At 70.4% G+C, this 26113-nt stretch carries 26 protein-coding genes; 7 read left to right on the forward strand and 19 right to left on the reverse strand.

The annotated features are described in order from the left end of the window. Nucleotides 1-91 precede the first annotated feature (91 nt). The 11 genes from J2847_RS17165 to J2847_RS17215 form a co-directional block, all read right to left on the reverse strand. Nucleotides 92-259, reverse strand: a complete 168-nt coding sequence (locus J2847_RS17165) for a hypothetical protein (RefSeq protein ID WP_209780134.1) — start codon at nucleotides 257-259, stop codon at nucleotides 92-94. A 702-nt stretch (nucleotides 260-961) separates the two neighbouring features. After that, nucleotides 962-1414 carry a DUF2155 domain-containing protein gene (locus tag J2847_RS17170; RefSeq protein WP_325169434.1) on the reverse strand — a complete coding sequence of 151 codons (453 nt, stop codon included), beginning with the start codon at nucleotides 1412-1414 and terminating at the stop codon, nucleotides 962-964. 73 nt (nucleotides 1415-1487) lie between these two features. Further along, the gene (locus tag J2847_RS34185; RefSeq protein ID WP_233474591.1) at nucleotides 1488-1937 is read right to left on the reverse strand and encodes a hypothetical protein; all 450 of its coding nucleotides are present in this window, start codon (nucleotides 1935-1937) and stop codon (nucleotides 1488-1490) included. Between the two features lie 71 nt (nucleotides 1938-2008). After that, nucleotides 2009-2767 carry a class I SAM-dependent methyltransferase gene (locus tag J2847_RS17180; protein WP_209780135.1) on the reverse strand — a complete coding sequence of 253 codons (759 nt, stop codon included), beginning with the start codon at nucleotides 2765-2767 and terminating at the stop codon, nucleotides 2009-2011. Nucleotides 2768-2894: 127 nt separating this feature from the next. Continuing rightward, on the reverse strand, nucleotides 2895-3386 hold the full coding sequence (mlaD, locus tag J2847_RS17185; RefSeq protein WP_085555069.1) for an outer membrane lipid asymmetry maintenance protein MlaD: 492 nt from the start codon (nucleotides 3384-3386) through the stop codon (nucleotides 2895-2897). A 29-nt stretch (nucleotides 3387-3415) separates the two neighbouring features. Then, a complete protein-coding gene (locus J2847_RS17190; RefSeq protein ID WP_209780136.1) occupies nucleotides 3416-3811 on the reverse strand; it encodes an NADH:ubiquinone oxidoreductase subunit NDUFA12 in 396 nt (131 codons plus the stop codon). A 140-nt stretch (nucleotides 3812-3951) separates the two neighbouring features. Next, the gene (locus J2847_RS17195; protein ID WP_209780137.1) at nucleotides 3952-4614 is read right to left on the reverse strand and encodes a LysE family translocator; all 663 of its coding nucleotides are present in this window, start codon (nucleotides 4612-4614) and stop codon (nucleotides 3952-3954) included. 37 nt (nucleotides 4615-4651) lie between these two features. Beyond that, the gene (locus J2847_RS17200; protein ID WP_209780138.1) at nucleotides 4652-5548 is read right to left on the reverse strand and encodes an LpxL/LpxP family acyltransferase; all 897 of its coding nucleotides are present in this window, start codon (nucleotides 5546-5548) and stop codon (nucleotides 4652-4654) included. Continuing rightward, nucleotides 5532-6554, reverse strand: coding sequence for a tetraacyldisaccharide 4'-kinase (gene lpxK, locus J2847_RS17205; protein ID WP_209780139.1), 1023 nt, complete (start codon nucleotides 6552-6554; stop codon nucleotides 5532-5534). Before lpxK ends, J2847_RS17200 begins: the two co-directional genes overlap by 17 nt. A gap of 40 nt (nucleotides 6555-6594) precedes the next feature. Next, nucleotides 6595-7878: a 3-deoxy-D-manno-octulosonic acid transferase gene (locus J2847_RS17210; protein ID WP_209780140.1), complete on the reverse strand. Its 1284-nt coding sequence runs from the start codon at nucleotides 7876-7878 to the stop codon at nucleotides 6595-6597. Between the two features lie 121 nt (nucleotides 7879-7999). Further along, nucleotides 8000-8335, reverse strand: coding sequence for a GIY-YIG nuclease family protein (locus J2847_RS17215; protein ID WP_209780141.1), 336 nt, complete (start codon nucleotides 8333-8335; stop codon nucleotides 8000-8002). Between the two features lie 101 nt (nucleotides 8336-8436). On the opposite strand from J2847_RS17215, the gene J2847_RS17220 reads away from it, so the two are divergent. Then, nucleotides 8437-9051 (forward strand): DUF2239 family protein, encoded by a 615-nt coding sequence (locus J2847_RS17220; RefSeq protein WP_209780142.1) that lies wholly within the window; start codon nucleotides 8437-8439, stop codon nucleotides 9049-9051. A 10-nt stretch (nucleotides 9052-9061) separates the two neighbouring features. On the opposite strand, the gene J2847_RS17225 is transcribed toward J2847_RS17220, so the two are convergent. Continuing rightward, nucleotides 9062-10060, reverse strand: coding sequence for a glycosyltransferase family 4 protein (locus J2847_RS17225; RefSeq protein WP_209780143.1), 999 nt, complete (start codon nucleotides 10058-10060; stop codon nucleotides 9062-9064). Then, nucleotides 10057-10902 (reverse strand): UDP-2,3-diacylglucosamine diphosphatase, encoded by an 846-nt coding sequence (locus J2847_RS17230; RefSeq protein WP_411800599.1) that lies wholly within the window; start codon nucleotides 10900-10902, stop codon nucleotides 10057-10059. Before J2847_RS17230 ends, J2847_RS17225 begins: the two co-directional genes overlap by 4 nt. Nucleotides 10903-11136: 234 nt before the next feature. Here J2847_RS17230 and J2847_RS17235 point away from each other — a divergent pair, with 234 nt between their 5' ends. Continuing rightward, nucleotides 11137-12069 carry a diacylglycerol/lipid kinase family protein gene (locus J2847_RS17235; RefSeq protein ID WP_233474593.1) on the forward strand — a complete coding sequence of 311 codons (933 nt, stop codon included), beginning with the start codon at nucleotides 11137-11139 and terminating at the stop codon, nucleotides 12067-12069. A gap of 79 nt (nucleotides 12070-12148) precedes the next feature. On the opposite strand, the gene J2847_RS17240 is transcribed toward J2847_RS17235, so the two are convergent. From J2847_RS17240 to J2847_RS17255, 4 genes are all read right to left on the reverse strand, one after another. Next, the gene (locus tag J2847_RS17240) at nucleotides 12149-13504 is read right to left on the reverse strand and encodes a TldD/PmbA family protein (protein ID WP_209780145.1); all 1356 of its coding nucleotides are present in this window, start codon (nucleotides 13502-13504) and stop codon (nucleotides 12149-12151) included. Nucleotides 13505-13614: 110 nt separating this feature from the next. Beyond that, entirely contained in the window at nucleotides 13615-14091 is a 477-nt protein-coding gene (locus J2847_RS17245; RefSeq protein WP_209780146.1) for a DoxX family protein, read from the reverse strand. A gap of 133 nt (nucleotides 14092-14224) precedes the next feature. Further along, on the reverse strand, nucleotides 14225-15751 hold the full coding sequence (locus tag J2847_RS17250; RefSeq protein ID WP_209780147.1) for a UbiD family decarboxylase: 1527 nt from the start codon (nucleotides 15749-15751) through the stop codon (nucleotides 14225-14227). A 228-nt stretch (nucleotides 15752-15979) separates the two neighbouring features. After that, nucleotides 15980-16636: a class I SAM-dependent methyltransferase gene (locus tag J2847_RS17255; RefSeq protein WP_209780148.1), complete on the reverse strand. Its 657-nt coding sequence runs from the start codon at nucleotides 16634-16636 to the stop codon at nucleotides 15980-15982. 192 nt (nucleotides 16637-16828) lie between these two features. Between J2847_RS17255 and J2847_RS17260 the strand changes: the two genes are divergently transcribed. After that, nucleotides 16829-17602, forward strand: a complete 774-nt coding sequence (locus J2847_RS17260; protein WP_233474594.1) for a CHAP domain-containing protein — start codon at nucleotides 16829-16831, stop codon at nucleotides 17600-17602. A gap of 263 nt (nucleotides 17603-17865) precedes the next feature. Here the strand turns inward: J2847_RS17260 and ubiA are convergent, their stop codons facing one another. Then, nucleotides 17866-18789, reverse strand: coding sequence for a 4-hydroxybenzoate octaprenyltransferase (ubiA, locus tag J2847_RS17265; RefSeq protein ID WP_209780150.1), 924 nt, complete (start codon nucleotides 18787-18789; stop codon nucleotides 17866-17868). 237 nt (nucleotides 18790-19026) lie between these two features. Here ubiA and J2847_RS17270 point away from each other — a divergent pair, with 237 nt between their 5' ends. The 3 genes from J2847_RS17270 to J2847_RS17280 all read left to right on the forward strand — a co-directional run bounded on the left by J2847_RS17270 (nucleotide 19027) and on the right by J2847_RS17280 (nucleotide 21711). Beyond that, nucleotides 19027-19428: a response regulator gene (locus tag J2847_RS17270; RefSeq protein WP_209780151.1), complete on the forward strand. Its 402-nt coding sequence runs from the start codon at nucleotides 19027-19029 to the stop codon at nucleotides 19426-19428. Between the two features lie 84 nt (nucleotides 19429-19512). Next, nucleotides 19513-20301 carry a 16S rRNA (uracil(1498)-N(3))-methyltransferase gene (locus J2847_RS17275; protein WP_209780152.1) on the forward strand — a complete coding sequence of 263 codons (789 nt, stop codon included), beginning with the start codon at nucleotides 19513-19515 and terminating at the stop codon, nucleotides 20299-20301. Nucleotides 20302-20346: 45 nt separating this feature from the next. Then, entirely contained in the window at nucleotides 20347-21711 is a 1365-nt protein-coding gene (locus J2847_RS17280; RefSeq protein ID WP_209780153.1) for a glutamate--cysteine ligase, read from the forward strand. 229 nt (nucleotides 21712-21940) lie between these two features. Here J2847_RS17280 and J2847_RS17285 read toward each other — a convergent pair whose 3' ends face one another. Beyond that, complete coding sequence (locus J2847_RS17285; RefSeq protein ID WP_085557206.1) at nucleotides 21941-22786, reverse strand: BglII/BstYI family type II restriction endonuclease; 846 nt, start codon at nucleotides 22784-22786, stop codon at nucleotides 21941-21943. Between the two features lie 191 nt (nucleotides 22787-22977). On the opposite strand from J2847_RS17285, the gene J2847_RS17290 reads away from it, so the two are divergent. Then, nucleotides 22978-25983 (forward strand): response regulator, encoded by a 3006-nt coding sequence (locus J2847_RS17290; protein ID WP_209780154.1) that lies wholly within the window; start codon nucleotides 22978-22980, stop codon nucleotides 25981-25983. Nucleotides 25984-26113 lie beyond the last annotated feature (130 nt).

The raw sequence follows: 26113 nt of genomic DNA on the forward strand, positions 1-26113 counted from the left end.
GCGCAGATCCTCACCTGCGCGCCGCTCCGATGTCCCTGCTGTCGGTGCTGGCTCGTCCCGCACCGGCGGGAGTAGAACTGCCAAAGTAGTGCTAGAAGGGACCGAACCGGTCATAGGCCCAGACCAGGGCCACGATGGCCGCCAGCCAGACGGCGGCGTTCCGCAGCGCCGTCCCCCGGTTGCGCCGCAGCGCTCCCGGCACCACCAGAATGGCGACCATCGCCAGCGCGATCAGCGACATCCAGTCCGCGGTGTCCATGCCTGCTCCACTCTCCCGGTTGCGCCGCTTGCCGAGCGGCCCCTTCCATATGGGGTGGAATCCGCCACTCACAATCATCGGCATACTTGCGTATGCTTTTCTTGGGTGGAGGGCCGCCTGTCCGGCCAGTTTTCCAAGAATTGCCGGATGACGGCCGAGACGACGGGACAAAAGGCCGCACGCCGGAGCCCCCCTGCATTTGCCGCTTTGCCATGCAACCCTCGCCACCGACCACCGCAAAAGATGAGCGGCCCGGTCGGTTATGGCGAAAGGCCAATTTTTATTCCCTTGGGCAAGGAAACGCGCTATCTCAGGGGCGCCTCGTGCGGACGTGGCGAAACCGGTAGACGCAGCAGACTTTAATTGGAGTGCGCCTGGGGAAATCCAGGACGTAGAACCGCTCAAATTCGGGGAACGCTAACGGCATCCGCCCAGGCCAATCCCGAGCCAAGCCCCGGTTCCGGGGAAGGTGTAGAGACTAGACGGGCGGCACCTAAGGCCGGAAGGCGAGGGTGAAGGGATAGTCCAGACCACGAACGCCCGGCCGGGGGACGCCGGTCCGGGCGGCGGCGAAAGCCGAAGCTGGTAAGAAAATCTGTTTCTTTCTGAGAGTGGGGGTTCGAGTCCCCCCGTCCGCACCAAAAACCTCCAGACCATAGGGCTGTCACGCCGGAGCGTCACTCCCGGATCGGCGGCCGCCCGTCAGGCGTTTCCGCAGGACAGCACCCACACATCGTAGATGGCGTGCTCCATCGCCGACAGGGCGGGGCTGGACGCGAACATCCAGCCGCTGAACACCGGCTCGGCCTGCTCGCCGGGTTTCATCTCGACCACCTCCAGGAAGGCGGCGGATTCCGGCGGCTCGATCGGCGGGTTCTCCTTGCAGGCGCGCAGGGTGATGCGCAGGCTGCCCATCGTCCTGGTCTCCCCCACCGCGATGGTGAAGGTGGAGGTGCGGGCCGTCACCTTGTCCAGCCATTGCAGCTTGGCGCTGGACCGGGCGAGCATCTGCTCGGGCGCCGGGGCGGCGGCGGCGGGAAGGGCGCCAAGCGCGACGGCGGCGGGCGCAAGCAGAAGCGCGGCCGCAAGGGCCGCGCTCTTCAACCGGGCGGACGACGGAGTTTGCGGCTTCGTCGGCGTTTGGAACTTCGTCACGTCGGGTCGCTTCCGTGGTTTCGGACGGCGCTTGAGACAGGCTCCGCCTTCTATCCCGGAACGGCGCCGCCGTCTACTGCGCGGAGGTGCCCGACGGGGTGGTCGTCGTGGTGGTCGTGGTCGTGCTGCCGTCCGGCGAGGTGGTGGTCGTGCTGTTGCTGCTGCCGGACGTGCCGGTGGTGGTGGAGCTGTTGCTCGGCGTCGACCAGCTCGTGCCCGAGGTGCCGGTCCCCGAGGTGCCGGTCGTCGTCGGTTTCCGCTTCACGGCCTCGCGATGGTGGGTGGACGACTTCGTGGCCGAGCTGCCCGACCCGGCGGTGCCGTTGCGCTCCTCGACCTTCTGGGTCGTGGCGCCGGCACCCGCCCCGGCCACGCCGCCGACCACGGCGCCCACCGGGCCGCCGACCACCGCGCCGGCGGCCACCCCGCTCAGGGCGCCCGTCGACGCTTTCTCCTCCATGGTGTTGCCGCACGCGGTGGTCAGCAAGCCCAGGCCCAGCACGGCCAGAACAGACACGCGCATCGCACATCCTCCTGCGTTCTTGACATCCGTTGCAGGGGAAACGGGCAAGCGTGACCTTTGGTTCCGGACCCTTACGCCGAGGCGTCGGCGGCGAAGCGCAGGCGGACGTAATCGGCGGTCCAGCGTCCCTCCGCGTCCCGCAGCTCCGGCGCTACCGCGTCGAGGACCTCGGCGACCAGCGCCGGTCGTTCCGCTTCCGAAACACGATTGAGAAAGCTTTGCGCGAAGGTGGCAAGCCAGCCGGCCATGTCGGTCGGCAGCGGCGTCGGGCGAGGGATCAGCGCGATCGAGCGGACGGCGAAGCCGGCGCCCTCCAGCTTTTCGCGGTACTCCTCCGGCGTCGGGAAATACCAGGGGTTGGCGGCGCGGCCGTCCAGCCCCCGGCGGTCGAGCGCCGCTTCCAGCGCCGTGACGATGCGGCCGACGTTGCCGGCCCCGCCGAACTCGCCGACGAAACGCCCGCCGGGCTTCAGCGCCCGCGCCACCCCGGCGACCACCGCGTCCGGCCGCGTCATCCAATGCAGGGCCGCGTTGGAGAAAACGGCGTCGAACTCCGCCGCGAAGGGCAGGGCATGGCCGTCCACCACCCGCGCGTCGAGCCCGCGCGCCTTGGCCGAGGCGACGAACTCGGGGCTGGAATCGGCGCCGACCACCAGGCAGCCCAGCGCCGCCAGCCGCTCGGTCAGTGTGCCCTCGCCGCAGCCGAGGTCGAGGATGCGCTCGCCCGGACGCGGGTCGAGCAGCTCCACCACCGGCATGCCCAGCTCCGGCACGAAGCCGGCGTGGTGCTTGTAGCCGCCGGCTTCCCAGCGTTGAGCGGTGGTGGTCATGGCGGGGTCCTTTCCCTGGCGGAATGATCGAACCGGCTGATCCGGTTCCGAAACGACAAAGGGGGCCGAACGGCCCCCTTTGCATGAACATCGATCCGGCGATGCCGGGGGTTCACATCTTCGGCGGCTACATCTTCGGTGGCTGGGCGCCGGCGGCCTGGTCGGCCGGCTTGCTCATGCTTTGCAGCGAGAAGATGACCTGCCCAAGAAGCTGTTCCAGCCCCGGCGTGCTCTGGGTGTACTCGATGCGGCCGTTCGGCTGGATCGTGTCGGGGTCGCCACCCGGCTCCAGCGACAGGAACTTGCCGCCCAGCAGGCTTTCCGAGGCGATCACCGCCGCCGTGTCCTTGGGCAGCTTGACCGTGTTGTCGAGCGACAGGTGGACGACCGCCTGGTAGCTCTTGGGGTCGAGCGTCAGGGCGGAGACGGAGCCGACCTTGACCCCGCTGATCCGCACGTCGGCGCCGCTTTGCAGCCCGGTGATGCTGGAGAAGTTCGCGGTCAGCTCGTAGCCCTGCACCTTGCGCAGGTCGGCGCTCTTGTAGGCGAAGGCGAGGAAGACGGCGGCCGCGGCGAGCACGACGCCGCCCAGCACGGTTTCGATCACGTTCCGGCGCATGGGATGATCCTAGTCCGACTGCCGGCCGATCAGGCCGGAGTCCAGGGCTCGTAATCGCCGGTCGCGGCAACGCGCTGCCCGCCCGCCAGGGCGTGGCCGGGCGGCCGGTAGGCCTGCACCGAGCCGGACAGGTTGGGCAGATGCTCCTGCTGCCACGGCTTGTGGAAGGCGCTGTTGCCCTCGGGCAGCGGGTCCTTGGTGGTGTGGTGCAGCCAGGCGTGCCATTCCGGCGGAATCTTCGACGCGTCCGGCTCGCCGGCGTAGATCACCCAGCGGCGCTCGCGGACGCCGCGCTGCGGCGCGTCCTTGCCGCGGTAATAGACGTTGCCGAAGCGGTCGCTGCCGACCTTGGCGCCCCGGCGCCAGGTCACGTACCGGATGTGAATGTTCGCCAGTTTGGTGAACAGGGAGAGAGGCTCGCTCATCGTCGCTCACGAATTCGGGGGCTGGACCGCCCCGTTCGAAAGGGGCCGTTGGAATGCGGGCCGCACTATGACACCGCAACTCCCCGCCGTCCACACCCGCCGTCCACGCCGGATCACCCGCGTTCGCCGGCGCTTGGGGGTCAGGCGAACCGGCGGTCGGTCAGCAGCAGGCGCACGGCGAAGCCGAGGAACAGCACCCCGGCGAAACCGTCGAGCGCCGTCCGCACCCGCGCGCTGGCCAGCACCCGCCGCGCCGCGCCGGCGCTCAGCGCCGCGACCCCGGCCAGATAGATCCCGCCCAGCACGGTGATGATGTTGCCGAGGATGAAGATCTGCACGGCCACATGGCCGAGCGCCGGGGCGATGAACTGCGGAACGAAGGCGAGCTGGAACAGGATGACCTTGGGATTCAGCAGGTTGGTCAGCAGCGCCTGGAGGAACACCGCCGTCGGCGGCGCCGAGTCGGCCGCCTGGACCGGAGCCTCCGCGTCCTGGCCCCGGCTGGTCCAGGCGCTCCACAGGGCGCGCGCGCCGATCCAGGCGAGATAACCGCCGCCCGCGTAGCGCAGCACGTCGAACAGGGCGGGCGACGCGGCGATCAGCGCCGAGATGCCGGCGGCGGCGAGCAGCGTGTGGATGAGGTTGCCGAGCGAGATCCCGAGCATGGCGATGATCCCCGTCCGGCGCCCGTCGGCGATGCTGCGGGTCAGGACCAGCAGGAAATCGGGGCCGGGCGCCAGGATCAGGACGCCGACGGCGACCAGATAGAGCTGGACCAGATGGGGATCGAGCGGCAGGGGCATTGCGGGAAACTCGCGGGGGCGGGGGAGCGCGTGTGGGTCAGTCGGGCCAGCGCCGGTGCAGCCACAGCCACTGGGCCGGGCGCTCGCGGATCCAATCCTCCAACAGACGGTTCAGGCGTTCCATCAGAATCCGGCTGTCGGCGTTGCGGTCGCCGCTGGTCGGGTATGCCTCGGGCGGCAGGACGGTGATGCGGAAATTGGCGCCCTCCAGCCGCTCCGTCCGTACCGCGCACAGCGGGACGCCGAACCGCATGCCGAGCTGGGCGGCGGCGGTCACCGTCATGGCGTCGCGGCCGAAGAAGGGGACGGGGATGCCGTCGTTCATCTTCTGGTCGATCAGCATCCCGACATGGCCGCCGTTGGCCAGCACGCGCATCAGGGTGCGGGCCCCCTCCGCTCCCTTGGGGATGTGGGTGGCGGTCGCGGCGCCGCGCAGCTCGACCAGCAGCTTTCCGACATAGGGGTTGTTGGGGGCGCGGTAGACCAGCGCCAGCTCCAGCCCGAGCTTGCGCGAGGCGACCGACTGGATCTCCCAGTTGGCGAGGTGGCCGGACACCATGATGCCGCCCTTGCCATCCTCGCGCATGGCGACGGCGTGCTCGCCGCCGATCACCTCCACCCGTTCGCCGCCGATCCGGTCGAGATGCGGGTACTCGGCGATGGTGCGGCCGAGATTGTCCCACATGCCGCGCAGGATCGCGTCGATCTCCGCGCCGGGCTTCTCTGGAAAGGCGCGGGTCAGGTTGCGGCGCGCCGTCCGGTTGCCCGGCAGCCACGGCCCCACCGTCCGCCCGATCCAGCCGCCGAGTGCCGAGGCGCGGTCGAGCGGCAGCGCGCGGAACAGGGCGTTGACGCCATGGACGAGGGCGGCCTCCAGCGGATGGCCGAGGTTGCGGGTCAGCCACCTGGACAGCGGGCTACGCGGCTTCGCCATGCGGGCCTCCGTTCGGTCGTGCGGTGAGGGGCAGCCGGTCGAGCAGGGCGTCGAGCGCTCCCGGATCGTCCCAGGCCACCGCGACCGGCAGCACGCGCAGGCGGGCGCGCAGGCCGGGCGGCAGGCGAACGGCGTCCTTGGCGGTGGTGACGGGCAAGGCGCCCAGCGTCGCCGCCCGGTCGATCAGGGCCGCGATCTCGGCCGGGCGGAAGGGGTGGTGGTCGGCGAAGGGAACCCGCTGCACCAGTTCGGCGCCCAGCGATTCCAGCGTCGCGAAGAACTTCTCCGGCCGGCCGATCCCGGCGAAGGCCAGCAGACGCCGGCCGCGCAGGTCGGCGGCGTCCGCCGCCGCCGGCTCCAGCCGGGCGCGCAGCACGGGAAGGCCGGGCCTTTGCGCCGCCACCTGGGCCGCGACTCCGGCGCGGTCCTCGCCCAGCACGACCAGCGCGTCGGCGCGGCGCAGGCCGTCGGCGACTCGCTCGCGCAGGGGGCCGGCGGGGATCAGGCGGCCGTTGCCGAAGCCGACCGCGCCGTCGGCGACCAGCAGCGACAAATCCTTGGCGAGACCCGGATTCTGGAAACCGTCGTCCATGACGATGGCCCGTGCGCCGGCCGCGACCGCCGCGTCGGCCCCGGCGGCGCGGTCGCGCGCCACCCAGCAGGGGCCGGCCGCCGCCAGCAGCAGGGCCTCGTCGCCGACGTCCGCCGCGCCATGCCGGGCGGGATCGACGCGCAGGGGGCCGGGCTCGCGTCCGCCATGCCCGCGCGTCAGCGCGTGGGCGGTGACGCCGCGCCGCGCCAGGGCGGCGGCGACCGCCAGCCCGACGGGGGTCTTGCCGGCGCCGCCGGCCACCAGATTGCCGATGCAGATCACGGGGACGGCCGCGCGGTGCGGGGCGGCGGCGGCCATCCGACGCCGCCCGGCCGCGCCGTACAGCGCGCCCAGCGGCGCCAGCAGCGCCGCCGCCAGCCCCGGCGGGCCATACCAGAAGCCGGGAGTCCTCACGCCGCCGCTCCCCAGCCGGGCAATCCCGTCGGCCGCCCCATCAGGTGGCCGTGCGGATGCCGGCGGCGCCCAGCACCGGGGCGAGCGCGCCGAGCGCGCGGTCGACGATGCGCCGGTTGTCCTCGGTCACGCGGGCGGCCCCGGCGACGACGCGCGCGCGGGCGCCGTCGTCGGTCAGCAGCCGCCGGGCGGCCAGCGTCAGGGCCGGGCCGTCGGCGACGGGCAGGGCGCCGCCGGCCGCCTCCAGCTTGTGGGTGATCTCGCCGAAATTGAACATGTGCGGGCCGTAGAGCACCGCGCAGCCGAGCTGCGCCGGCTCCACCGGATTCTGCCCGCCGTGGGGAATGAAGGAGCCGCCCATGCAGACCACCGGCGCGGCGCGGTAGAACAGGCCCAGCTCGCCCATGGTGTCGGCGACGTAGACGGAATCCTCCGGCCGCGGCAGGACACCGCCGGCCCGCCGGGCGACCGTCAGGCCGCGCGCCCGCATCAGGTCGGCGATCGCCTCGCCGCGATGGGCGTGGCGGGGGACGACGACGGTCAGCAGGCTGGGCAGGACGGGGGCGAGCGCCGCGTGGACGGCGGCGGCGATCTCGTCCTCGCCGGGGTGGGAGCTGGCGAGCAGCCAGACCGGACGGCCGTCCAGCGCGCCGCTGAGCGCGTTCATCGCCGCGTCCGGCGCCGGGGGCGGCTCGGCGGAGAATTTCAGGTTGCCGACGCTCGCGACTCCGGAGGCACCCAGCCGGCGCAGGCGGTCGGCGTCGCCCTCGGTCTGCGCCAGCGTCACCTGGAAGGTCGAGAGCAGCGAGCCGATCAGCCCCGGCGCGTTGCGCCAGCGCCCGAAGGAACGTTCGGACATCCGCGCGTTGACCAGCGCCGCCGGGATGTTGCGGGCGCGGATGCCGGCCAGCAGGTTCGGCCAGATCTCCGATTCCGTCCACAGCACCGCGTCGGGGCGCCAATGGTCGAGGAAACGGTCGACCGCCGCCGGCAGGTCGACCGGCACATACTGGTGGATGGCGCCGGCCGGCAGGCGCCGGGCCATCAGCTCCGCCGAGGTGACGGTGCCGGTGGTCATCAGCACGGTCAGGCCGGGCGCGTCGGCCAGCAGCCGGCCGACCAGCACGAGGACCGAGTTCGCCTCGCCGACGCTGGCCGCGTGGATCCAGGCCAGCCGCCCGTCGGGCCGCGCGCGCGAGGCCGTGCCGAACCGCTCCGCCTGACGGGCGGGGTCTTCCTTGCCGGCGGTGCTGCGGCGGTCGAGGTAGAGGCGCACCGCCGGCCCGGCGATGGTCGTCAGGCCACGGTAGAGGGTGTGCAGCATGCGGCTCGGAACAGGAACGTGACAAGGAGGGCGCCGCCGGAGGTCCCGGCCGCGCGGCCGGCCGCACCTTAGCACGGCGCCCGGGCGCGTGTGAGGCGGAAACGCAGGGCCATGCGCGCGATCAGAGCGCCGCCGCCCCCAGATGCTCCCGCCAATGCGCCAGCCGCTTCCTTATCAGGGCCTTGCGGGCGAAGGGCAGCTCCTCGTCCTCCAGCCGCTCCAGCGTTTCCAGGGAGAAGCTGCCGGCGCCGTGGGCGGTCCAGGCCGCTTGCAGGTCGCGGTGAGGGTCGGTTCCGGTGCGCAGCGTGAACCACAGCCGGTTTCCGATGGTGTCGAGGTCGGGGGCGTGGCCGACCCAGACCTGTCCCGACGCGGCGCAGCGCAGGGCGTAGATGCCGGCGGGGGCCGTGCGTTCCTTGTAGGCCGCCACCGCGGCCTTCCTGTCATCGTTGGTCATTCAATCCTCCGGGGTGCGGCGGCTTTATACCCGGATAATAATTGCGCCGTCAATATCATCCGGGTATAAAGCCGCCAACACTCCCTGGAGGTTTCCTGCCCATGTCCGATGCCCTGCTCAAACCCTGCGCCGCCTTCGTCGGCGACCGCCTCCTGTCCGCCGGTCCGCTGGGCAAGGTGGCGGTTGCCGTGCACCGTCACGCCGGAGAAGCCGCCGACGGTGCGGTGCTGGTGTTCGACGACGCGACGGGCCGCGTGGTCGATCTCGATCTGCGCGGCGGCGAGGCCGACATTCTCGCGCGCCTGTCCGAACCGGCGGCCCCGGTTGCGGGAGACGGGCCGGTGAATGGAGCACCGGACGCGCCGCGCGGGCGGGGGCGGCCCCGGCTGGGGGTGGTCGCGCGCGAGGTGACTCTGCTGCCCCGCCATTGGGACTGGCTGGCGGCGCAGCCCGGCGGCGCCTCGGTGGCCTTGCGCAAGCTGGTCGAGGAGGCGTCGCGGCGCGACGGCGGCCAGACCCGGACGCGCGAGCGGCGGGAGGCGGCCTACCGGTTCCTGTCGGCGATGGCCGGCGACCGGCCCGGCTTCGAGGAGGCGTCGCGTGCCCTGTTCGCCGGCGACCGCGCCGGGCTGGAACGGCGCATGGCGGGGTGGCCGGCCGATGTGCGGGACCACGCGCTCCGGCTCGCGCCGGGCGGTGACGGCCCGATTGAGTGAGGGCCGCCTTTCAGGAAAACGGCCGCAGGTTGGAAAGGAACTGCTCGGCCGAGCGGCGCCAGGAGTAACCCAGCGCGTAAGCCCGGCATTTTTCCGCCGGGATGGTCAGGGCCGTCTCCACCGCCCGCTTCAAATCCTCGTCGAGGCAGCCGGCGCCCGAGCCGTTCACCACGTCGAGCGGTCCCGGCACCGGGTAGGCGGCGACCGGCACGCCCGAGGCCAGCGCCTCCAGCAGAACCAGCCCGAAGGTGTCGGTGCGCGACGGGAAGACGAAGACGTCGGCCGCCGCGTAGTGCCGCGCCAGCTCCTCGCCATGCTTGGCGCCGACCCAGTGGGCGTTCGGGTATTTGCGCTGAAGCTCCTCGCGGGCCGGGCCGTCGCCGACCACCAGCTTGGTGCCGGGCAGGTCGAGCCTGAGGAACTCCTCCAGGTTCTTCTCCACGGCGACGCGGCCGACATACAGCGACACCGGGCGGGGCAGGTCGAGGAACGCCTTGTCGCGCGGGCGGAACAGCGCGGTGTCGACGCCGCGCGTCCAGCGCCGGATGTTGGCGAAACCGCGCCCGGTCAACGCGTCCTCGATGGTCTGGGTCGCCACCATCACCGCCGAGGACGGCTTGTGGAAGCGGCGGACCACCGCGTAGGACAGCGCCAGCGGAACCGGCGCGCGGTCGCGCAGATATTCGGGGAAGCGCGTGTGGTAGGCGGTGGTGAAGGGCCTGCCGTGCTTCAGGCAGTAGGAGCGGGCGGCGAAACCCAGCGGCCCCTCGGTGGCGATGTGGATGCAGTCGGGGCGCATCGCCTCGATCATCGCCCACAGCCGCCGCCGGGCGCCGATGGCCAGCCGGATCTCCGGGTATGTCGGCATCGGCAGGGTGCGGAAACGGTCGGGGCCGATGACCTCGACGCTGTGGCCCATGGCCTCCAGCTCCTGGCGGACGGTGCCGATGGTGCGGACGACCCCGTTGACCTGGGGGTGCCACGCGTCGCTGACGATCAGGATGTTCACGCCGCCGCCCCGGTCAGGGCCTTCGGTGCGGTGGTGCGCCGCGCCATGGCGTCCGCCCAGTGGATGATCTCCAGGGCCCCGCTGTCGTGCTCGACCAAGGCGGTGCAGGACTCGACCCAATCGCCGTCGTTGCAATAGAGGATTCCTTCGATGTCGCGCATTTCGGCGGTGTGGATGTGGCCGCAGACGACGCCGTCGACCTTGCGGCGCCGCGCTTCCTCGCCCAGCGCCTCTTCGTACTTGCCGATGAACTCGACGGCGGTCTTGGCCTTGTGCTTCAGGTAGGCCGACAGCGACCAGTAGCGGAAGCCGAGCTTGCGACGCGCCCAGTTGAAGGCCGTGTTGACCTGGAGCAGCACGACGTAGGCGTGGTCGCCCAGCAGGGCCAGCCACTTGGCGTAGCGCACCACCGCGTCGAAGCGGTCGCCGTGGGTGATCAGCAGGCGGCGGCCGTCGGCGGTGGTGTGGATCCATTCGTCCACCACATGCACGCCGCCGAACTGGAGGCCGACATAGTCGCGCGCCGCCTCGTCGTGATTGCCGGGGATGTAATAAACCTCGACGCCCTTGCGCGCCCGGCGCAGGATCTTCTGCACCACGTCGTTGTGCGCCTGCGGCCAGTACCAGGTCTTCTTCAGCCGCCAGCCATCGACGATGTCGCCGACCAGGAACAGATGGTCGGATTCGTTGTGCTTGAGGAAATCGAGCAGCAGTTCCGCCTGGCAGCCGCGCGTTCCCAGATGAACGTCGGAGATCCAGATGCTGCGGTAGCGTCCGGCCGCCCGCGGCTCGTCCGGAATTGCGCCGTCCAGGATCGCGCCGCCCACGTATGCGCCGTCCATCATCCGCTCCGTCATCGCCATGGCACAGGTCGTCACAGAGTCTTCAAAAGACGATGCGGGTATAATCGCAATCGATTGTCTTGACAATGCCTGGAGGTTGCCACATCTGGGGCGGAATTGATTTGTCCCAGCGAAAAACAAAACCGTCCCTTCTCTGCAATATGTTCTTCAAATTAACGTCACGTTGCTGCAACAAAGGGCGCTTGCGCGCCGCCGTACGGGAGCGAATCGTTGTTGGACTCAGTCGAAGAGGTGGGCGTGCTCGATCGGCCGGCGACGGCGCGGCGGCTTCTGGTGATCCACAACCCGGTCGCCGGGGGGCGGCGGGCGCGCCGGCTGCGCGCGGTGGTCGAGCGGCTGGAGGGGGCGCACGGCGCCGCCGTGCTGGTGCGCTCCACCGGCGGGCGGGGCGACGCCGAGGCCTTTGCCCGCGCGGTCGAGCCGGGCAGCGTCGACGCGGTGGTGGCGGCCGGTGGCGACGGCACGATCAACGAGGTGATCAACGGGCTGGCGGTCCACGCCGCCGCCGGACGGCCGGTGCCGCTCGGCATCGTGGCGATGGGGACCGCCAACGTGCTGGCCGGCGAACTGGGCCTGCCGGCGGATGCGGAGGGGATCGCGCGGGTGCTGGCCGGCGGCCGGACGGCGGGGATCCACCCGGCGGTCGCCAACGGACGGGTCTTCTCGATGATGGCCGGGGTCGGGCTGGACGCGCGGGTGGTCGAGCGCGTCGACACGAGGCTGAAGCGCCTGATCGGCAAGGGTGCCTATGTGGCGGAAACGCTGGTGCAACTGGCGGTGCGGCCGGACCACCGCTACCGCGTGGCGCTGGACGGCGGTGCGGCGGAGGAGGTGGCGGCGGTGATCGTCGCCAAGGGGCATTTCTACGGCGGGCGCTTCGTCTGCGCGCCCGATGCCCGGCTGACCGAGCCCGAGCTGCACGTCTGCCTGTTCCCGCGTGGCGGGCGGTGGAACGCGCTGCGCTATGTCTGGGGCGTCACCGCTGGGCGGCTGCATCGTTTCCCGGATTACCGGGTGGCGACGGCGCGGCGGGTGGTGATCGAGGGGCCGGCGGACGACGCGGTGCAGGGCGACGGCGACATCGTGGCGCGTCTGCCGGCGGAGATCGCGCTGGCCGGCTGGACGCTGCCGGTGCTGGTGGGGTGAACACCCTTGTCCCCAACCCCGACCCTCCCCCGCTGGACGGGGGAGGGTCGGGGCGGAGGCAAGGGCGGGGACCGGAGGTTTACAGCCCGGCGATGGTCATCCCGTCGATCCGCACGGTCGGCGCGTCCATGCCGAAGCGCAGCTCCAGGTCGTCGGCGGCCTCGATGTTCAGGAACATCTCCTTGAGGTTGCCGGCGATGGTCATCTCGTTGACGGGGAAGGCGATCTTGCCCTTCTCGATCCAGAAGCCGCCGGCCCCCCGGCTGTAGTCGCCGGTGACGCCGTTGACGCCCATGCCCATCAGGTCGGTGACGTAGAAGCCTTCCTCGATCTCGCCGAGGATGTCCTCGCGGCTGCGCTTGCCGGCGGCCATGTAGACGTTGGCCGGGGCCGGGCCGGGCGGGCCGGAGGTGCCGCGCGCGGCGTGGCCGGTCGTCTGGAGCCCGAGCTGGCGGGCGGAGCGCAGGTCGAGCAGCCAGGTCGTCAGCCGTCCGTCCTCGATCAGGGTGCGGCGGCTGACCGCCACGCCCTCGGCGTCGAAGGGGCGGGAGCGCAGGCCGCGCTTGACGTGCGGGTCGTCGACGATGGTGATGCCGTCGGCGAAGATGCGCTCGCCCATCTTGTCCTTCAGGAAGCTGGTGCCGCGCGCAATGCTCGGCCCGCTGATGGCGCCGGTCAGGTGGCCGAGCAGCCCGCGCGAGGCGCGCGGGTCGAACACCACCGGGAAGCGCCCGCTCTTCATGCGGCGCGGGTTCAGGCGGCCGACCGCGCGTTCCCCGGCCTCGCGGCCGATCTCCCCGGCGTCGCGCAGGTCGCTGCCGTAGACCTTGCTGTCGTAGTCGTAGTCGCGCTCCATTCCCGTCCCGGTGCCGGCCAGCACCGACACCGACAGCGATTGGCGCGACACGCCGTAGCTGCCGGCGAAGCCGTTCGAGGCGGCGATGGCGATCGTCGAGCGGCTCCAGCCGGCGTCGGCGCCCTCGGAGTTGGTGACGCCGGCCACCGCCAGCGCCGCCTCCTCGGCCCGGCGGGCGCGCTCGATCAGGATGTCGGTCGCCGGCTCGTCGGGGTCGAGGATGTCGAGCGCCGGCAGGCTGGTGGCGAGCTGGTCGGGATCGGCGAGGCCGGTGAAGGGGTCCTCCGGGACGACGCGGGCCATGGCGACGGCGCGCTCCACCAGTTCGGCCAGCGCCGTGGCGCTGCGGTCGGTGGAGGAGACGATGGCCTGGCGCTTGCCGATGAAGACCCGCAGGCCGAGGTCGCCCGACTCCGACCGCTCCAGCTTCTCCGGCTTGCCGAGGCGCTGGCTGAGCGACACGGACGCGCTGTCGAACAGCACGGCGTCGGCGGCGTCCGCCCCGGCGGCGCGCGCCTTGGCGATCAGGTCGTCCAGCAGGTTCAGGACCTCGGGCTGGTCGTTCGGCGAAACGGGCATCAGGAACTCCGGTTGGTCTCCGTCCTGTCTAGCAAATGGGGCGCCGACGCGGAACGGGGAAGAGGCGTTCTGCCTCCTCCCCGTTCCGCGTGGGTTGTGCCGGTGACCGATCAGGCGGCTTGCGAGCGGCCGGCGGTGGCCGGGGCGGTGGCGGTCAGCGCCGGGACCTTCACCGCGAAGGCGCCGTCGCCCAGCAGGGCCTGCACCGCCAGCAGCGCGGTCCAGAAGGCCGGGAACTCCCAGCCGCCGTTCGGCGCGGTGAACAGCCAGCCGTTGCCGACATGCTGGAGGGTGGCGCCGATCATGATCGGCAGCAGGGCGAGCGATATCCAGCGGGTGTACGCGCCGGCGATCAGCAACAGGCCGCCGCCGATCTCGCCGAGGATGACCAGATAGGCGAGGAAGCCGGGATAACCGAGGCTCTCGAAGAAGCCGACGGTGCCGGCGACGCCGAAGGTCAGCACCTTCAGCAGCAGGCCGTGGGCCAGGAACAGCAGGCCGAGGCCGACGCGCAGGACCAGCGCGGCGTAGGGGGCGGTGCGGCTGTCGATGCCGGCGGCGGCGGTGTTGCTGGCGGTGGCGCTCATGATCGTGATCTCCTCGTCTCATGCAAGCCCGTTGGTGGGCGGTTCGTCTGACGAGGAGATTACGTGTTTCGGTGTCGGCGATAATCCGCTTTGTGAATGACGGATTGTTGCCTTCGGAAGAACGAACTGCCGCTCACTTCCAGATCGGCGTGCCGCTGCCGGGCAGGCCGTAGAGGTCCCATTTGCGGCTGACCCGCTCGATGACCTCCTGGTCCATGGCGATCTTCTGGCCCCACTCGCGCTTGGTCTCGGGCGGCCATTTGTTGGTGGCGTCCAGCCCGACCTTGCCGCCGAGGCCCGACTCGGGGCTGGCGAAGTCGAGATAGTCGATCGGCGTGCCCTCGATCACCGTGATGTCGCGCGCCGGGTCCATGCGGGTCGACATCGCCCACATCACGTCCTTCCAGTTGCGCGCGTCGATGTCGTCGTCCACGACGATCACCCATTTCGTGTACATGAACTGGCGCAGGAAGGACCAGACGCCCATCATCACCCGCTTGGCGTGGCCCGGATAGGCCTTCTTCATGCTGACCACCGCGATGCGGTAGGAGCATCCCTCCGGCGGCAGCCAGAAATCGACGATCTCCGGGAACTGCTGGATCAGCAGCGGGATGAACACCTCGTTCAGCGCCTCGCCCAGCACAGAGGGCTCGTCGGGCGGCCGGCCGGTGAAGGTGGAGAGGTAGATCGGGTTGCGACGCATCGTCATCGCGGTGACGGTGAAGACCGGGAAGGACTCGACCGAGTTGTAGTAGCCGGTGTGGTCGCCGTAGGGCCCCTCGTCGGCGTATTCGTCGAGGCTGACATGGCCCTCCAGCACGATCTCGGCCTGGGCCGGGACCTTCAGCGGCACGGTCTTGCAGTCGACCAGCTCGACCTTCTTGCCGCGCAGCAGCCCGGCGAACTGGTACTCCGACAGCGTGTCCGGCACCGGCGTCACGGCGGCGAGGATGGTGCCGGGATCGGCGCCGAGCACGACGGCGCAGGGCAGCGGCTCGCGCTTGCCGCCCATTTTTTCCTGGTGGGCCTGCCAACGGTGGTGGTGCTGGGCGCCGCCGCGGTGCTTCAGCCAGCGCATGATGGTCTTGTTCTTTCCCAGCACCTGCATGCGGTAGATGCCGAGATTGAAATCATCCTCGCGCTTGCCGGTCGGCCCCTTGGTGACCACCAGCGGCCAGGTGATGAGCGGCGCCGGCTCGCCCGGCCAGCAGCCCTGCACCGGCAGGCGGCCGAGGTCGATCTGGTCGCCGGTCAGCACCACCTCCTGGCAGGGGGCGGAGCCGACGGTCTTCGGCTTCATCGACATCACCGTCTTGGCGAGCGGGATCAACTCCATCGCCTCGCGGAAGCCGCCGGGCGGCTCCGGCTGCTTGAGGAAGGCCAGCGTCTCGCCGACCGCGCGGAGCTGGTGCGGCTCGCGGTCCATGCCCCAGGCGACGCGCTCCACCGTGCCGAACAGGTTGACCAGCACCGGCATCTCCGAGCGGGTGCCGTCGGCCTTGACGACGTTCTCGAACAGCACCGCCGGGCCGCCTTCCGCCAGCAGGCGGGTCTGGATCTCGGTCATCTCCAGATGGGTGGAGACCGGCTCCTTCACCACCACCAGCCGCCCCGCCTTCTCCAGCCGGTCGATGAAGTCGCGCAACGAGGTGTAGGGCATGGGATGGGCTTCCGTCAGGACTCTGTCGAGGGCGCGTAAGGTTCCGCGCGGCGTGACGGGCGTCAAGGGGGGAGGGGGATTTTTACACGGATGAACACGGATCGAGGCACGGATGAACACGGATGAAAAGGAAGCCGGTTCCAAGGACGGACGCGCGGTCCCTTGCGAAATCCGTGTCTATCCGTGCCAAATCCGTGTTCATCCGTGTAGAAAACACTGCCGCACCCGTCACTCCGCCAGCAGCCGCCAGATCGTCGTCTCGCGCGTCTCGCGGTCCTCCAGTTCCAGCGAGGTCGGCACCGTGTAGGTCGCCACCCGCTCCAGCCCGCTGGTCGGCACATAGGCGCGGCCGGGATCGCCCAGCAGCACCAGCGTGCCGGTCGCCGCCACCCCGCGCAGCCACGCCGTCACCCGCTCCGCCATCGGCCGCTCGTAGCAGACGTCGCCGGCCAGCACCACGTCGATGCCCGGCAACTCGCGCCCGACGAGATCGACGCTGACCGCCTTGATGTCTACCCCGTTGGCCTCGGCGTTCGCCGCGATGGCGGCCAGCGCGAAGCGGTCGATGTCGCAGGCCTGCACCCGCGCCGCCCCCGCCTTCATCGCCGCGATCCCGACGATTCCGGTTCCAGCGGCGAAATCCAGCACCGACTTGCCGGCCACCAGATCGGGCCGGTCGAGCAGCAGGCGGGCCACCGCCTGGCCGCCCGGCCACGCAAAGGCCCAGTAAGGAGGTGGGAGATTTTTCTCGGCCAAGGTCTCTTCGGTGGCCTGCCACAGGGGAGTGACCTCGGTGGCAAGATGAAGTTGAAGTTCCGGCAGCAGCGGGGTGGTTGCCAGCGTCGTGTTGTCGCGGACGAAGTCGAGCGGAGACGGGTTGTTCATGCCTGGATTCTCACGATGTTCCGCTGGTTTGGGCGAAGGCGCCGGCGTCCATCACGGTTACATAATTCAAACGGTGTAGACAGAGCCTGGAAACCCGTGTTACCCGTTCGTAAGGGGAAAGACAAAGGGAATGGGGGAGTCATGCGGCCCAGGGGAAACGCCATCAGCCTTTCGTTTGCGGCTTTGATCGCGTTGAGCCCCCTTGCCGCCACGCCGGCCGCCGCGACGGACTGCGTGCGCACCGTGCGGGCGATCTCCGACTTCACGATCCGCGGCGACGCCTGGACGTGGTGGAACCACGCCGCCGGGCAGTATGACCGCGACAACCATCCCGCCGTCGGCTCCGTCCTGGTCTTCAAGAAGACCGGCCATATGCGCCGCGGCCATGTCTCGCTGGTCAGCGCGGTGATCGACCGCCGCACCATCGAGGTCGACCACACCTGGATCGACGGCGACGGGCTGCGCCGCGGCATGCGCGTCGTCGACGTGTCGAAGGGCAACGACTGGTCCGCCGTGCGTGTCTGGCACGAGCCGACCGACCAGCTCGGCCTGCGCGTCTACACCGCCTACGGCTTCATCCTGCCGGAAGGCGAGGAGGCTCCGAAGCGCGGCCGTGTGCTCGACGCCGGCGATCGCGGCATGGACAGCGGTTTCACCGTCTCGCCGCAGGGCCGTGGCGCCAAGCGCGGCGAGCCGCGCATCGTCGAGGCGTCGCTGGCGAAGGGCCACGCCGTCGGCGTACCCGGCCGCAAGCCGCAGGTCCTCACCGCCGCGCTGACCGCTCCGCAGAAGCCGGAGCGTCTCGACGTCGCCGTCCTGCCGTCCCGCAAGCCGGCCACCGTCACGGACGGTGCCGCCGCCGCCAAGGGCCTGGTCGCCTCGGTGGACGGTCTGCGCACCCAGATGCCCGGCCGTAAGCCCGGCTCCAACGCCGTCGCCCAGCTGGTGGACGATCTGGAGCGGTAGGAGGGGCGTTTCGGCGCTCCGCCCGTTTCGGCGCTCCGCCGCATCCGGCCGGCCTCTCCTTACATCCATGCTCTCCCGGCCCGGCGCCCCAGGCAATCAGGGGAAATCCCAGGGGCGGGTTGACGGCACCGGCTCGACATCACCCGTTCACCTTACCGATTCGCGCCCCGTCGCGGGGATGACATTTCGTGGCGAATCGGCGGAGCGGCCGACGCCGAAGCGCCGGCCGGATCGAAGCCTTCCCGGCTCACAGCTTTACGGCCTCACAGCTTCCCGGCGAGGATCGCCGCCAGGACGAGCCAGCCGAACCAGCGGTTCGACTTGAACTTCGCCAGACAATCGTTCTGGTCGTCGGGGCGCCACGTCGCCACCTGCCACGCCAGATGCAGGGCGGCCACCGACAGCAGCGGCAGGAACAGCCCGCCCAGGCCCGCCAGACGGCCGGCGATGCCCAGCCCGGCATAGGTCAGGGTGTAGAAGCCGTAGATCCAGATCTTGCTGGTGTCGCCCAGCCGCAGGGCGGTGGATTTCACGCCGATGCGGGCGTCGTCCTCCTTGTCCTGGTGGGCGTAGATGGTGTCGTAGCCCAGCGTCCAGGCGACCCCGGTGACGTACATGGCCACCGCCGGCCAGTCGAGGTCGCCGCGCACGGCTGCCCAGCCCATCAGCGCCCCCCAGTTGAAGGTCAGGCCGAGGAAGGCCTGCGGCCACCAGGTGATGCGCTTCATCAGCGGGTAGGTGAAGACCAGCGCCAGCGACAGCACGCCCAGTCCGATGGCCGCCGGGGAGAGCTGCACCAGCACCAGCAGGCCGAGCAGCAGCTGCGCGACCAGGAAGGCGACGGCCTGGCGAACCGACACCTGACCCGAGGGGATCGGGCGCGAGCGGGTCCGCTCGACCTTCGCGTCGAAATCGCGGTCGAGGATGTCGTTGACGGTGCAGCCGGCCCCGCGCATGACGATGGCGCCGACGGCGAACAGGACCATCATCCACAGGTCGGGCCAGCGCGGGGCGGCGAGCGCCACGCCCCACCAGCAGGGGAACAGCAGCAGCCAGGTGCCGATCGGCCGGTCAAGCCGGGCCAAGGTCAGGTAGGGACGCAGCGGGGCGGGAGCCCAGCGGCCGATCCAGCCGTCCTGGCGAATGTCGGTGAAGCCGGCCGGGCCGGGCTGGTCGGTGCTGGTCATGGCGGGGAGTCGCTTCCGCTCTCGTGGCGAATGTCGGTGAAGCCGGGCGGCAAGGTATCGGGCGCTTCGGGGCAGGGCAAGGCGCAAGGATCTCCGCCTCATCCCTTCGGACGGAGGCTCTCTCAAAAAGGAGTTGCGCCCGCAGGATTGCGCTGCCCTGGACGAAAAGAGCTTGCTCTTGCCGCGCGCCGGTCGATACTGTTTTTCACGATCAACCGAACCGGCTTGCCATTTAAAATGGATTCGACCGACCGCACCGACCGGCTGGCCGTCATCATCGATGACGAGGCGATCATCCTGGCTGGCATGGAGATCATGCTGGAAACCTGGGGCTACCGTGTCGTCGCGGTCGAGGACGCCGCGTCGGCGCTGACGGCGCTGGCCGAGGCGCCGCCCGAAGCGCCGCCGCCCTCGGTGATCGTGTCGGATTACCGGCTGCGCAACGGCGTGTCGGGCGTCGACGCGGTGCGCGCCGTGCGCGAGGCCGCCGGGGCTGCGGTGCCGGCGATCATCCTGACCGGCGACACCGGCGCCGCGCTGGCCGCCGCCGCCCAGCGCGAGGGCTTCCTCGTCCTGCACAAGCCGGTGCAGCCCGCCGAGCTGCGGCGCCAGATCGACCGGTTGGTCGAGGCGGCCTGAGGGGCGCCTCCATGCTCGTCGAAAGGCTGACGGATTCCCGCGCGGAGAGCTATAGTCGGCTCCGTTTCGCGGAGACCCGACACCATGGCCGAACAGCCCAAGACCCGCCTCTACGTCGACAGCCCGCTGACCGAGGGCCAATCGGTCGGGCTCGACCATGAGCGCGCCCATTTCCTGCGCCATGTCCTGCGGCTCGACCGCGGCGACCCGGTGGCGGTGTTCAACGGGCGCGACGGCGAATGGGGCGCCGTCATCGACGGCTTCGGCAAGGGCTGGTGTTCGCTGACGGTGCGGGCGCAACGCCGGCCGCAGACGGGCACCCCCGACCTCTGGCTGGTCTTCGCGCCGCTGAAGAAGGGGCGCATCGATTTCGTGGCGGAGAAGGCGACGGAGATGGGCGTGTCGCGCCTGTGTCCGGTCTTCACCCGCCGCACCGACCCCAACCGGGTGAACACCGACCGGCTGCGCGCCAACGCCGTCGAGGCCGCCGAGCAGTGCGAGCGGCTGAGCGTGCCCGAGGTCGCCGACCCGCTGCCGCTCGACCGCGCGCTGGCCGCCTGGCCGGAGGGGCGCACGCTCTATCTCTGCGCCGAGGCCGGGGCGGCGCGGCCGATCGCCGAAGCCATGCGTTCGGCGGGGTCCAGCCCCGCCGCGCTGCTGGTCGGGCCGGAGGGGGGCTTCGACCAGTCGGAACTTGACGAACTGATCAAACTCCCCTTTGTTGTCCCGGTGGGTTTGGGGCCGCGCATCCTGCGGGCCGACACGGCGGTTGTGGCGGCACTGGCCTGCTGGCAGTCCCTGGCCGGGGACTGGACGGCCGACGGCGGCGACACCCGGCCGCCCTTCCGCTCACCGGTCGCTTCCATCGACTGAACACGCCGCTGAACACGCCATTGCAACCCACCCGCGGGAGCCTTCATGTCCGCACCCCCGACAACGCGCGGCGAACCGATCACCGACCGCCGCCAACTGGTCGCCTATCTGGAATCGGGCTGCAAGCCGGCCGAGGCTTGGCGCATCGGGACGGAGCACGAGAAATTCGCCTACCGCGCGTCCGACCTGCGCCCGCTGACCTATGACGGGCCGGACGGCATCCGCGAACTGCTGACCCGCCTGACCCGCTTCGGCTGGGAGCCGGTGGAGGAGAAGGGCAACGTCATCGCGCTGGTCCAGGGCATGGCGAACATCACGCTGGAGCCGGGCGGGCAGGTCGAGCTGTCGGGCGCGCCGCTGGAAACCCTGCACCAGACCTGCGCCGAGGTGCACCGCCACCTGCGCCAGGTCAAGGAGGTCGGGAACGAACTGGGCATCGCCATGATGGGGCTGGGCTTCCAGCCGAAATGGACGCGCGGCGACATCCCCTGGATGCCCAAGGGCCGCTACAAGATCATGGGCGACTACATGCCCAAGGTCGGCGGGCTCGGGCTCGACATGATGCTGCGGACCTGCACCGTGCAGGTCAATCTGGACTTCGCGTCCGAAGCCGACATGGTGAAGAAGTTCCGGGTGTCGCTGGCGCTCCAGCCGATCGCCACGGCGCTGTTCGCCAACTCGCCCTTCACCGAGGGCAAGCCGAACGGCTTCCAGAGCTTCCGCAGCCACATCTGGACCGACACCGACCCGGACCGCACCGGCGACATCCCCTTCGTCTTCGAGGACGGCTTCGGTTTCGAGCGGTATGTGGACTATCTGTTGCAGACGCCGATGTATTTCGTCTACCGCGACGGGACCTACATCGACGCGGCCGGCCAGTCCTTCCGCGACTTCCTGGAGGGCAAGTTGCCGGCCCTGCCGGGCGAGGTCCCGCTGCTGACCGACTGGGCCGACCACACGACGACCGCCTTCCCGGAGGTCCGGCTCAAGAAGTATCTGGAGATGCGCGGCGCCGACGGCGGCCCGTGGCGCAGCCTGTGCGCGTTGCCGGCCCTGTGGGTCGGGTTGCTCTACGACAGCCAGGCGCTGGACGCGGCCTGGGACCTTGTGAAGGACTGGACGACGGAGGAGCGGGCGCATCTGCGCGCCGAGGTTCCGCGCTCCGGCCTGCGCACGCCCTTCCGCGACCGTACGGTGCGGGACGTGGCTTTGGAGGCCCTGGCCATCGCCCGCGACGGTCTGGCGCGGCGCGCCCGCAACGACAATTGGGGCGACGACGAGACGCATTTCCTCGACACGCTCCAGGCCATCGCCGAGAGCAACCGCAGCCCGGCGGACGAACTGCTCGCCAAGTTCAAAGGCGAATGGGGCGGCAGCGTCGATCCGGTGTTCAAGGATTGCGCGTACTGAGATTGGGTTCGATCGATTGGACGCCGCTCACGCTTCTTATGCGTGGGCAGCGTTTTTATTTTTGACACAGATGAACACAGATAGACACAGATGAACGGGGATGCGCGACAGGCTTCGTATGAAATCTCTCGGATGAGAAATTATATTTAATCTGTGTTTATTTTCATCTGTGTCTATCTGTGTTCATCTGTGTCAAAACCCCAACCAATCCAACGAAGCCACGCTCTGATCACCCCAGATCGTCCTCATCCTCCGACGCCGCGTCCACGTCGAGGGCGGCGACCTGCCGGATGACCGGGTGGCGCTCCTTCCAGTCCTCGAAGTCCGACACCAGCGCCGGGCGGATGCCGAGCGCCAGGATCGGGCAGCCGCCGCCGCGCCCGGCGTCCAGACGGTAGAGCAGCTTCTTCATCCAGGTCGTGCTGGCGCCGTACTTGTTCTGGAAATTCTTCATCTCGACCCGCCGCGCCACCTCGGTGAACAGCGGGGCCAACTCGGCGCTGCGGGTCAGAAGCACGCCGGCGCTGATGATGCCGCATTCGTAGAAGGTCCGCGCCGCGTAGAGGTCGCGGTCGAAGGTCTGGTCCTTGCTGTTCCATTCCAGGTCGAAGGAGACGCGCCCCTTCACGAAGTCGATCTTGTGGCCGTCGATGAAGCCCTTGACCTTGTAGATCTCGTCGCGCTGGCGGTGCTCGACCACGGTCTGGCCACGGTTCTTGCCGGAAATGCGCCGCTTCTCCTCGTGCGTGACGATCATCTTGGTGATGAAGAGGTCGCCGCGGATCCGCGTCTCGTGCCAGCCGAGCGGGTTCAGCATCAGCTCCATCGACTTGGCGATCTGCGATTTGTTGCCGCCCGACGCCACGATGTCCTCGGTGCGGATGCGGAACTCCATCAGCCGGGCGACGATCTCCTGGAACTCGGCGGTGCAGGCGTGGGCCAGGATGCGCGCGGCGTTGCGGTAGCTGTGGACCTCGTACAGATCGAGGAAGCCGGGCGGGAACAGGTCGCCCAGATCGGCGTCCCTGGCCTCGATGATCGGGGCGGTGTCGTGGACGCAACTCAGCAGGTTCATGGACGGCATCGCGGCAGGAAAGGGCGGGGCCGCCACCATGGCGGTTGCGGACCGGCAAATCCACCCCTTCCATCGGTTGACGGCGGCCGGCGCGCCGGCCGGGGCCGTCTGGCAGGCGCTCGGCGGGTTGTGCTATCGTCGCGCGCGCGATAAGGCGCGGTTGGCGGCGGCCTTGGGACTGGGGGCGGGGGATGAGCGACGAGTTTCTGTTCGCCGACGAGGACCCGGCGGCCGAGGCCGTCTCGGTTCCGCCGGTCCCGCCCGAGCCGGTCGAGCCCTGGGTGATCCTGATCGTCGACGACGATCCCGCCATCCACGCCACCACCAAGATGGTGCTGCGCGGCTTCACCTTCGAAGGGCGGCCGGCGCAGTTCCTCTCGGCCGGCACGGCGACGGAGGCGCGCGCCGTGCTGCGCGCCAATCCGGCCATCGCCGTGATCCTGCTCGACGTGGTGATGGAATCCGACGACGCCGGCCTGCGGCTGGTCCGCCACATCCGCAGCGAGATGAGGAACCGCCGCGTCCGCATCATCCTGCGCACCGGCCAGCCGGGGCAGGCGCCGGAACGCGACGTCATCCTCAGCTACGACATCAACGACTACAAGTCGAAGACCGAGCTGACGGCGCAGAAGCTGTTCACCTCGGTGGTCGCGGCGCTGCGCGGCTACCAGGACATCACCGCCATCGAGGACCACCGCGAGGGGCTGGAGCGCATCCTCGACGCCTCCTCCTCCCTGCTCGACAAGCGGACGATGGCCGAGTTCGTCGGCGACGCGGTGGCGCAGATCGTCGGCGTCTGTCCGCCCGGCGACGGGGTGGCGCTGGTCAGCCGCCTGACCCAGGACGGCGCCGCCTTGGGCGAGCCGCTGCTGCTCGGCGGCAACGGCGTCTACGCGGGCGGGGAGGGTCGGCCGCTGCGCACCACCCTGCCGCCCGAGGCGGTTTTCGCCGTGACCGCGGCGCTGGGCGACGGCCGCAATCGGTACGAGCGGACCCACAGCGTGCTGGTGTTCCGCTCCGCCTCGCGCCATCACGAGACCGCCTTCTACCTGACCCACGCGCGGTCGCTGACGGCCGACGAGCGGCGGCTGCTGGAGGTCTTCTGCGCCAAGGTGGCGATCGGTTTCGACAACGTCCATCTCTACGAGGAACTGACCGAGCTGAACCGCAGCCTGGAGCGGCAGGTCGCGGAGCGCACCCGCGACCTCGTTGCCGCGACCGAGGCGGCGGAGGCCGCCAACCGGGCGAAGTCGCTGTTCCTGGCCACCATGAGCCATGAGATCCGCACGCCGATGAACGGGGTGCAGGGCATGCTGGAGCTGCTGGAGCACACCAGCCTGACCGCCGACCAGCGCGAGCTGGTGGAGGTGGTGCGCGATTCGGCCGGCTCCCTGCTGACCATCATCAACGACATCCTGGACTTCTCGAAGATCGAGGCCGGACGGCTGGATCTGGAGCGGGTCCCCGTGTCGCTGCCCGCCGTGGTCGAGGGGGTGGCCGACACGCTGGCCCCCGGCGCCCGCGCCAAGGGGCTGTCGCTGATCACCTTCGTCGACCCCGACCTGCCGGCGACCGTGCTGGGCGATCCGGTGCGCATCCGGCAGGTGCTGTTCAACATCGCCGGCAACGCGGTGAAGTTCACCCAGGGCGGGTCGGTGACGGTGAAGGCCGAGCTGGCCCGCTTCGACGGCGATCGCGTCACCATCCGCATTGCCGTCACCGACACCGGCATCGGCATCTCGGCGGAGAACCAGGCCCGCCTGTTCCGCCCCTTCACCCAGGCCGAGGCGTCGACCACCCGCCGTTTCGGCGGCACCGGGCTCGGCCTGTCGATCTGCCGCCGCCTGGCCGAGCTGATGGGCGGCGAGATCGGCGTCACCAGCGCGCCGGGGATGGGATCGACCTTCTGGTTCACCTTCGCCGCCGATCTGGTGGCGGAGCCGGATGCGGTGACGGAACCGGTGGCGGCCCTGGGTGGCGTCACCGTCCTGCTGCTGGCCCCCGACGAGGCCGAGCGCGGTTTCCTCGCGCGCTACCTGAACAGCGACGGGGCCCTTGTGGTCGACGCTCCGGACAGCGCCACGGCTTTGCGCACGCTGCTGCCGACCGCCGCCTGCGACGTGCTGGTGGTGGCGTCGGACATCGACACGGCGGCGCTCGACGCCGATCCGCGCGGACGTGTGCGCGGACGTGTGCGGCTCTGCGGACCGAACGATCACGCGCCGCCCGCCGGATCGCTGGCTCCCAACCGAACGGTCGCGGTCGCGCGTCCGCTGCGCCGGACCCATCTGGTGCGGGCGGTGCTGGCGGCGGCGGGGAGGGGGGCGCCGGTCGAATCGCTCGCCGCGGAGTGCCCGAGCGACTCCGGCCCCGCGGCGGCGCGGCGGCCGCCTTCGGTGGAGGAGGCCCTGGCGCGCAACCGGCTGATCCTGGTGGCGGAGGACCATCCGACCAACCGGCACGTCATCCAGCGCCAGCTCGCCCTGCTCGGGCATGCGATGGAGATGGCGGAGGACGGCGTCCAGGCGCTGGCGATGTGGCGCACCGGCCGCTACGCGCTGCTGCTGACCGACTGCCAGATGCCGGAGATGGACGGGCTGGAGCTGGCCCGCGCCATCCGCGCGGCGGAGGCCGCGTCGGGGATCGGAGCCCGCCTGCCGATCGTCGCCATCACCGCCAACGCGCTGGAGGGCGAGGTGCAGACCTGCTTCGCCGCCGGCATGGACGACAGCGTGTCCAAGCCGGTCGATCTCGGGCAGCTGCGCCGGGTGCTCGACCGTTTCCTGCCGCCGGACGTCGCCGCGGAGCCGCTGCCCGAACCGGCCTCTTCGCCGGAATCCCCGCCCGCCTCGACGCCGGCCTCCGCACTCCCTCCGCTGGACATCGACGCGCTGGCCGGATTGTTCGACGGCGACACCGACTTCGTCCGCCAGCTTCTCGGCGAGTTCGTGACGTCGAACACCGCGTCGCACCGCTGGCTGGTCGATTCCCTCGCCGGCGCCGCCTGGGACGAGGTGCGGCAGGCCGCGCACAAGCTGGCCGGGTCGTCGCGCACCGTCGGCGCCCGCGATCTGGCGGCGGCGGCGGACGCCGTCGAACTGGCGGCGCTCGACCGGCGGCTCGACGGCATCGACATGATGGTCGAGCGCGTCGGCCGCGAGCTGGACCGGGTGGTCGCCTGCATCGCCGCCGCCTGAGCGGGGCGCCACCATCCCACCGCCAAGCTGTAAAGAACCCGACACGCGTGGGGTTTGTCGCCTTTGCGACAACCTCGCGGTGCGTGGCGATGCCTTGCAAGTCATTATGAGAAAAGGGTTTTCCTAAACG

It is taken from the genome of Azospirillum agricola (assembly GCF_017876095.1).
GTDB classification, from domain to species: domain Bacteria; phylum Pseudomonadota; class Alphaproteobacteria; order Azospirillales; family Azospirillaceae; genus Azospirillum; species Azospirillum agricola.

What these genes read in the sequence shown, in the direction of transcription:
- J2847_RS17165 (WP_209780134.1), bottom strand. Translation starts at nt 259, where the DNA reads ATGGACACCGCGGACTGGATGTCGCTGATCGCGCTGGCGATGGTCGCC.
- J2847_RS34185 (WP_233474591.1), bottom strand. Translation starts at nt 1,937, where the DNA reads ATGCGCGTGTCTGTTCTGGCCGTGCTGGGCCTGGGCTTGCTGACCACC.
- J2847_RS17180 (WP_209780135.1), bottom strand. Translation starts at nt 2,767, where the DNA reads ATGACCACCACCGCTCAACGCTGGGAAGCCGGCGGCTACAAGCACCAC.
- mlaD (WP_085555069.1), bottom strand. Translation starts at nt 3,386, where the DNA reads ATGCGCCGGAACGTGATCGAAACCGTGCTGGGCGGCGTCGTGCTCGCC.
- J2847_RS17190 (WP_209780136.1), bottom strand. Translation starts at nt 3,811, where the DNA reads ATGAGCGAGCCTCTCTCCCTGTTCACCAAACTGGCGAACATTCACATC.
- J2847_RS17195 (WP_209780137.1), bottom strand. Translation starts at nt 4,614, where the DNA reads ATGCCCCTGCCGCTCGATCCCCATCTGGTCCAGCTCTATCTGGTCGCC.
- J2847_RS17200 (WP_209780138.1), bottom strand. Translation starts at nt 5,548, where the DNA reads ATGGCGAAGCCGCGTAGCCCGCTGTCCAGGTGGCTGACCCGCAACCTC.
- J2847_RS17210 (WP_209780140.1), bottom strand. Translation starts at nt 7,878, where the DNA reads ATGCTGCACACCCTCTACCGTGGCCTGACGACCATCGCCGGGCCGGCG.
- J2847_RS17215 (WP_209780141.1), bottom strand. Translation starts at nt 8,335, where the DNA reads ATGACCAACGATGACAGGAAGGCCGCGGTGGCGGCCTACAAGGAACGC.
- J2847_RS17220 (WP_209780142.1), top strand. Translation starts at nt 8,437, where the DNA reads ATGTCCGATGCCCTGCTCAAACCCTGCGCCGCCTTCGTCGGCGACCGC.
- J2847_RS17230 (WP_411800599.1), bottom strand. Translation starts at nt 10,902, where the DNA reads ATGGACGGCGCATACGTGGGCGGCGCGATCCTGGACGGCGCAATTCCG.
- J2847_RS17240 (WP_209780145.1), bottom strand. Translation starts at nt 13,504, where the DNA reads ATGCCCGTTTCGCCGAACGACCAGCCCGAGGTCCTGAACCTGCTGGAC.
- J2847_RS17245 (WP_209780146.1), bottom strand. Translation starts at nt 14,091, where the DNA reads ATGAGCGCCACCGCCAGCAACACCGCCGCCGCCGGCATCGACAGCCGC.
- J2847_RS17250 (WP_209780147.1), bottom strand. Translation starts at nt 15,751, where the DNA reads ATGCCCTACACCTCGTTGCGCGACTTCATCGACCGGCTGGAGAAGGCG.
- J2847_RS17255 (WP_209780148.1), bottom strand. Translation starts at nt 16,636, where the DNA reads ATGAACAACCCGTCTCCGCTCGACTTCGTCCGCGACAACACGACGCTG.
- ubiA (WP_209780150.1), bottom strand. Translation starts at nt 18,789, where the DNA reads ATGACCAGCACCGACCAGCCCGGCCCGGCCGGCTTCACCGACATTCGC.
- J2847_RS17270 (WP_209780151.1), top strand. Translation starts at nt 19,027, where the DNA reads ATGGATTCGACCGACCGCACCGACCGGCTGGCCGTCATCATCGATGAC.
- J2847_RS17275 (WP_209780152.1), top strand. Translation starts at nt 19,513, where the DNA reads ATGGCCGAACAGCCCAAGACCCGCCTCTACGTCGACAGCCCGCTGACC.
- J2847_RS17280 (WP_209780153.1), top strand. Translation starts at nt 20,347, where the DNA reads ATGTCCGCACCCCCGACAACGCGCGGCGAACCGATCACCGACCGCCGC.
- J2847_RS17285 (WP_085557206.1), bottom strand. Translation starts at nt 22,786, where the DNA reads ATGAACCTGCTGAGTTGCGTCCACGACACCGCCCCGATCATCGAGGCC.
- J2847_RS17290 (WP_209780154.1), top strand. Translation starts at nt 22,978, where the DNA reads ATGAGCGACGAGTTTCTGTTCGCCGACGAGGACCCGGCGGCCGAGGCC.